The following is a 6,699-nucleotide window of genomic DNA, read 5'->3' as shown; positions in this document are numbered from 1 at the left end:
CTAACTCTTTACTCATCAAGTCAAAACAGCCATTAGAGGTTTTCCCCAGAGAAAACCTCTAATGGCTAAAGTCGAGTCGCAGAAGTCGGGGATCTGAAAATGAGGCGCGATCGAGCAAAAAATCGCTCATCCTGCTAAGATCGATCGTTAAACACTCAGTCAATCGATCGATCGTGCAAATCCGTTTGATGTGGGAAGATCCAGCAACAGGAGAACGCAAAGAACCCCTGTTAACCGTGCCCATTGCCTTGGGGCGAGAGTTTGCGCGGCTACCGGAGCTGTTAGACGGACAACGCGTCTGTCGGATCGTACTGAATAGTTTGGACGTATCTCGCTATCATGCCTCGATCGAGATGGAAGGAGATCGGTTGACGATCTTCGATCGCGGTAGTAGTAATGGTGTCATCGTTAATGGTACAAAGCAGCCCCAAAGTACGATCGAGCCTGGAGATGTCATCAAAATTGGCAATTATCAGATTGCAATTGCCTTACCAGATAATTCTCAACCTGTCGCTACGCCAGCAAGTCAATCGCAGATTAGATTTAATTCTGTCACCAATCGGCCCGATCCGCGCATTACGCCGCCGCCTGTAGTTCAGCTCAATAGTTGCCTACCCACAATTTTCCGCCAAACCCATATCGAACCGCAAGCAATCCACGCTACCGGATTGCCCGTCGAAGAAGTCGAATATGCGACTGTCGGTGGCGGTTTGGGGAGTTTTATTTGGGTAGACTTATTGCGAATTAGTGGCGTAAGTACCGATCGCATCCGCGCTTTAGGAATGGAGCAGCAACCCTACGGACGCTATCAACAGCTCTGTTTAAATGCTCAGATCGTGCCCTACGAGCGGCTCAGATCCCCCGCCGATGCCTGTCCTGATAATATTTGGGGTTTTCCCAATTACGCGACCATAGAGGCGTTTACAGACATCGCTAAAGGCAGACTGAAATCGGGCTTGGGTCATTTATGGCAAGTCTTCACCGAGCCGACACTGGCGAATACTTATACCCCCAAATCTGGCGATGTCATCGCCGCAATCGATCGTGAAGCCGCGCGGATTAGTTGGAAGAAAATGATTCGTACTGCCAGCGTTCAAGCCATTCGCAAGACTACCGACGGACGCTATGCGATCGCGTATACCTGCCAGCAACCGACTGATTATGCCTGTACGATCGCACGTTACGTGCATATTGCTACTGGTTATCCCGCGCTCCAATTTTTACCAGATCTTCAGGCTTATCGCGATCGCACTCAAGATTTTAAAACAGTAGTCAATGCCTACGAACCCCACGAACATATTTACGAATCGCTAGCGATGTATGGTGGGACGGTATTATTACGCGGAACGGGAATTGTCGCCGCTCGCATTCTTCAGAAACTCTACTCTCTGCGTCGCAATAACGATCGAGTCGAAATTCGTGTCATTCAGCTACTCCGCTCTCCCAAAACCGATGGGAATAAATACGGTTTAGCCGAGCGAAAGGTCGAACATAATTATGAGTTTCAGCCCTTCAATTGGCCTAAATCCGCCTGGGGTGGGCAGTATAAAACGACCCTAGAAAATGCCACCCCCGAGCAACGCCAGCATCTACTTGCCGATTGGGGTGGCGTCACGACGATGAATCGTCCCGACTGGCGCAAAATCATCACGGGTGGGATCCATAAAGGCTGGTATCAGATCTTTTATGGAGAAGTTCAACAGGTAGTTCCCAACCCCAATCGTGGCGGTACGATTACCACCGTGCGCGAATCGGGAGTCAAAGGCGACATCCACTTAGAATCGGACTTTATCATCGATGCGACGGCTGTAGATGCCCCAATTACCGCCAGTCCGTTACTTCAGGATCTGATTCAGCAATATAATTTACCGATCAATCAGTTGGGCAGACTAACGGTTACCGAAGATTTTGAATTGCCCGAAATGGCCAATCATGTGGGCAAAGTCTATGCTTCTGGGGCGATAACTTTAGGTAATGCTTATGCACCTGTCGATAGTTTCCTAGGGCTACAATATGCCGCTTTTAATATCGTGCAAGATTTACTCGCTCGTAAGGCGATCGAACTCAAGCCCTTAATATTATCTCGATCGCTTTTACAATGGTGGCAATGGATGAACAATCGATCGCCAAATTAGTGCCAATCCCAAATCTACTTCAATCCGCGATCGCAGATTTACTTGAGATCGAGCATCCCGCCAGAGATGAACGATAATATCTTTAGTTATTAGAAAAAAGTTGGGCGACTATTCTTGGCCAACTTTTCCTTCAACTGATAATTTAGTATGGACGGTACAGGACTCGAACCTGTGACAGCCTGCTTGTAAGGCAGGAGCTCTACCAACTGAGCTAACCGTCCGTGTTTTGACGCTTAACTAATATATCTGAGATTTGATGTCTAGTCAAGTGGTAAAAGCAGATAATTTCGATCGCGTCGTTGGCGGAGCCTCTGACGAATGAGAATCGATAGCTGCTACTGACTATAAATTTTAGCGCGATCGCCGCCAAAGCCATGTAACATACGTACCTAGTAGCGATCCGATAGATCGTTCCTACAACACTGCTGCCAAGATTCAAAATATCTGCTCAACGATGCGTATCGCTCTATTCACCGAAACTTTTTTACCAAAAGTCGATGGAATTGTCACTCGACTCAAGCACACGATCGAACAGCTTACTCGGCATGGCGATGAGGTCTTGATTTTCTGTCCGGATGGGGGATTGCAGTCCTACCATGGGGCGAAAATTTATGGGCTGTCGGCGTTTCCGCTCCCACTCTATCCCGAACTCAAACTCGCCTTGCCCCGCCCAGAAATCGGCCAACAATTAGCCGAATTTAAGCCAGATTTAATTCATGTCGTCAATCCCGCCGTCTTAGGACTAGCTGGAATTTATTATGCCAAGTCCAGCCACATTCCATTAGTGGCTTCTTATCATACTCATTTGCCCAAATACCTCGACCATTATGGGCTGGGCATCTTTGAAGGTTTATTGTGGGAGCTACTCAAAGGAGCGCACAATCAAGCACAGTTGAACCTGTGTACTTCTAGTGCGATGGTCAAAGAACTGAGCGATCGCGGCATCGAGCGAGTAGACTTGTGGCAGCGGGGTGTAGACACCGAAACTTTTCATCCCACGCGAGCGACCACAGAAATGCGTCACTATTTAAGCCAAGGTGAGCCAGCAAGCCGCTTGCTATTGTATGTGGGCAGACTGGGTGCCGAGAAAGAAATCGAGCAGATAAAACCCGTTCTAGCGGCCATTCCTGGCGCGCGACTGGCGATCGTCGGCGATGGCCCCCATCGAGCGGCGTTAGAAAGTTACTTTGCCGATACGCCGACTCATTTTGTCGGCTATTTAGGTGGTGAAAAACTAGCCGCAGCTTATGCTGCTGCCGATGCGTTTATTTTCCCATCGAGGACGGAGACTTTAGGTTTGGTATTGCTCGAAGCGATGGCTGCTGGCTGCCCGGTAATTGCTGCGAGATCGGGTGGTATTCCCGATATCGTCACCGATGGCCAAAATGGTTATCTGTTCGATCCGCAAGATCCTCAAGGCGCGATCGATGCTACCAAAAAACTCTTCGCCGATCCATCAGCCAATCTCCAGCTTCGCGACAATGCCCGCACAGAAGCCGAACGCTGGGGCTGGTCGGCAGCAACGCAACAGCTCCAACGTTATTATCGACAAGTAGTCGGAGGAGTCGGCGGTAAGGGGTAGAGGGGTGGATGAGTGGATGGGTGGATGAGTGGATGGGTGGATGGGTAATGGGTAATGGGTAATGGGTAATGGGTAATGGGTAATGGGTAATGGGTAATGGGTAATGGGTAATGGGTAATGCTCTCTCCCTCTCTCCCTCTCTCCTTGTAAACTCACTTACTCCGCATCATCCCCTGAATCCTGCGGCTCTTCATCATCTTTTGCCCCAATGCCGAGCATTTTTTTACTACGTTTGAGTTCCTTCCACAGACTTTTAATTTGGTAATAAGATTCTTCTGGTGTCAGCTTGCCCGAAGTCTCTAGACTACAGATGTAACTAACTTTTTGAGTAAATTCTTGCAAGTTACTATTAAAAACCAGATTTTCTGGTTTAAACTCGCCGTTGTAACGGTTATTCTGATACAAAAAGAAATCACTCTGTTTAGACATTTATATTGCTTCCTGGGTGCTGCGATAAATTTGTAGATAAAGATTTATACTGGTGTCCGATCTTGCCCGCTCGGTTGCTATTGTCGATTGCCTCTGGGCAAACGCTAGTTGCAAGACGATCGATACAGCCTGAATAGCTCAACCCGATTCTTTACAACAAGAGTCAAGCTGGAAGCCTCTTTAACTCCAAAGTAAGGTCAAAGGGTTCAAACGTGTATAGTCGTAATTCAAAGAATTGGGATGGATTTACGTCAGCGGCATTTTAAAAGACGATCTTGAATTAAAAGTGTGCCTATTTTAACTTTTTCTCGTTCCAAACGATCGCAAGTGGAACGTTGGAGATTAAGATCTAAGTGTTAGCTCTTGACTAATGCTTGCTAACTACTACCAAATTTTCAATTGAAACTTGGTAATGCTCTTATAATTCTAACTATTTCAGCATGAATTGTCATCCGCAGATTTACGAAGGTAAGGCAAAAATTCTATACGCTACAGACGATCCAGAAATATTACTGGCTTACTTCAAGGATGATGCGACTGCTTTTAACGCCCAAAAGCGGGGGACGATCGTTGGCAAAGGCGAAATCAATTGTCAAATTGCAGCGCATTTATTCAGGGAAATAGAAGCTCGCGGCATTGCCACGCACTTTATCGATTGTCCGTCGGCACACGAAATGCGGGTCAAATCAGTACGGATCTTACCGATCGAAGTAGTGGTCAGAAATATTGCCGCAGGTAGCCTATGCCAGCAGACGGGCATTGCGCTGGGGACGATTTTGCCACAGCCGTTGGTGGAGTTTTACTACAAAAATGATGCTTTGGGCGATCCGCTGCTGACTCGCGATCGATTGTTGTTAATGGAATTGGCCACCCCAGAACAGCTAGAGAGCTTGCACTCCAAAGCTTTACAAGTCAATAATATCCTCCAAGAATTTTTCCAACTGTGCGGAATTACACTAGTTGACTTCAAAATTGAATTTGGCGTAGACAAGCACGATAACATCTTGCTCGCCGATGAAATCAGTCCCGACAGTTGTCGGTTGTGGCTGACTGGGGAACCCGATCCCAATTTACGAGTCCTAGATAAAGATCGGTTCCGCCGCGATCTGGGCAATATTGAGGACGCCTATCAACAAGTTTTAGCCAGAGTTCTTGGAGTCAGAACATAGAGTTCGGTGGAGATGCGGTTTCGAGCAGAGGATGTCTACTCCAACCACTAGCTGCTAACTACTATTAACTATACGAAAACATGAAATTGAAATTTAACTTACTTTTAGTTGCCACAGTTGCTACGATCTGTCAAATATCTCAGCTTCCCGCACAGGCTGAATCTACTCAGATCGATCGACTAGTTTCTCAACATAGTTTGGCTAGCACGCTCGTCGAAAAAAAATCGCTGGGTGCTGCGGACAAATTACCGACAGCTAAAGATCTGATAGCTCAATCTCGATCGAAAACCCGCAAAACTAATATCCGCCGCAAGCCAATTAAAAAACAGGGCATAACGGGTACGACCACACAAAATACTACGACGCCTCAAAGTCAAACCCCAACTACGCTACCAGCCAAGGGTCAAACCCAAGTATTAGTTTCGGATATCATTATCAAAACTCCGACAGGGGCATTAGCTCCAGAGCTAGAATCGAAAGTCCGTCAAGTTCTGACAGTTAAACCCGGACAACCTACCACTCGCGAACAACTAGAGCAAAATCTCAATGCCATCAAAGCTCTGGGTGCCTTCTCCGCTGTCGAAATCGTGCCCGAAGATACGAGCAAAGGCGTCAGGTTGAGCTTTTTGGTAACGCCGTATGGTGGTTTGCGTCAGGTGCAGATTAGGACTCTACCCGCTAATAGCACTAGCGTTATCAAACAAGCGGACATCGATAGCATCTTTGGAAACCAATATGGCAAGCCATTAAATGCCGTCGAACTCCAAGCAGCGATCAAACAATTAAACGAGTTTTACCAAAAGCAGGGCTACAACCTCGCGCAAGTGGTAGACGTGCAAGAACTCAATGCCGACGGGACTTTGACGTTAGTCATTGCCGAAGGCTTGATTGAAGATGTGCAGGTGCGCTTTATCAATAAAGAAGGTTCGTTAGTCGATGACAAGAAAGAACCGATTCGCGGCAATACACGTCCTTTTATCGTCACGCGCGAAGCCGAATTAAAACCTGGTAAAATCTTCAACCGTGCTACTGCAGAAAAAGATCTGCGGCGAATTTTTGGGCTGGGGATATTCGATGACGTGCGCATATCCTTCGCCCCTGGCACCGACCCCGCGAAGGTAATCCTCCAACTCAATGTCCTCGAACGGAAGACTTCTTCAGTCTTATTTGGGGCTGGGATCAGTTCGACTAGTGGTTTATTTGGGAGTGGCAACTACAGCCAATTGAACGTCGGCGGTAATGCCCAAAAATTAGGTGCAGATCTGCAAATCGGTTCCCGGGGCGATAATTTATATGACTTGAACTTTTCCGATCCGTGGATTGCCACCGACCCCAATCGCACATCATATAACGTCAATATTTTCCAACGACGATCGTATTCATT

The 6,699-nt window shown here is 47.3% G+C and carries 5 protein-coding genes and 1 tRNA gene; 4 read left to right on the top strand and 2 right to left on the bottom strand.

Features of this window, described 5'->3' with window-relative positions; all coding sequences use genetic code 11:
* Positions 1-188 precede the first annotated feature (188 nt).
* Positions 189-2,135, top strand: coding sequence for an FHA domain-containing protein (locus tag C7B77_RS20765; RefSeq protein WP_106309277.1), 1,947 nt, complete (start codon positions 189-191; stop codon positions 2,133-2,135).
* Between the two features lie 148 nt (positions 2,136-2,283).
* Here the strand turns inward: C7B77_RS20765 and C7B77_RS20760 are convergent.
* Positions 2,284-2,356: transfer RNA gene (locus C7B77_RS20760), tRNA-Val, on the bottom strand.
* Between the two features lie 233 nt (positions 2,357-2,589).
* On the opposite strand from C7B77_RS20760, the gene C7B77_RS20755 reads away from it, so the two are divergent.
* Positions 2,590-3,717, top strand: coding sequence for a glycosyltransferase (locus C7B77_RS20755; RefSeq protein ID WP_106309274.1), 1,128 nt, complete (start codon positions 2,590-2,592; stop codon positions 3,715-3,717).
* A gap of 156 nt (positions 3,718-3,873) precedes the next feature.
* Here C7B77_RS20755 and C7B77_RS20750 read toward each other — a convergent pair whose 3' ends face one another.
* Complete coding sequence (locus C7B77_RS20750; RefSeq protein WP_106309271.1) at positions 3,874-4,146, bottom strand: DUF7219 family protein; 273 nt, start codon at positions 4,144-4,146, stop codon at positions 3,874-3,876.
* Between the two features lie 440 nt (positions 4,147-4,586).
* Between C7B77_RS20750 and purC the strand changes: the two genes are divergently transcribed.
* Complete coding sequence (purC, locus tag C7B77_RS20745) at positions 4,587-5,315, top strand: phosphoribosylaminoimidazolesuccinocarboxamide synthase (protein WP_106309268.1); 729 nt, start codon at positions 4,587-4,589, stop codon at positions 5,313-5,315.
* A gap of 80 nt (positions 5,316-5,395) precedes the next feature.
* Positions 5,396-6,699: POTRA domain-containing protein (locus C7B77_RS20740; RefSeq protein WP_146138427.1), on the top strand; the 1,304-nt coding region annotated here is incomplete at its 3' end.

The sequence above is a fragment of the Chamaesiphon polymorphus CCALA 037 genome, from assembly GCF_003003845.1.
Lineage (GTDB): Bacteria > Cyanobacteriota > Cyanobacteriia > Cyanobacteriales > Chamaesiphonaceae > Chamaesiphon > Chamaesiphon polymorphus.
Note: the sequence above shows the minus strand (reverse complement) of the source record. Positions and strands in the feature narration are given on the sequence as shown.

Coding starts and splice junctions, on each gene's coding strand:
- purC (WP_106309268.1), top strand. CDS start 4,587: ATGAATTGTCATCCGCAGATTTACGAAGGTAAGGCAAAAATTCTATAC.
- C7B77_RS20755 (WP_106309274.1), top strand. CDS start 2,590: ATGCGTATCGCTCTATTCACCGAAACTTTTTTACCAAAAGTCGATGGA.
- C7B77_RS20750 (WP_106309271.1), bottom strand. CDS start 4,146: ATGTCTAAACAGAGTGATTTCTTTTTGTATCAGAATAACCGTTACAAC.
- C7B77_RS20765 (WP_106309277.1), top strand. CDS start 189: ATGTGGGAAGATCCAGCAACAGGAGAACGCAAAGAACCCCTGTTAACC.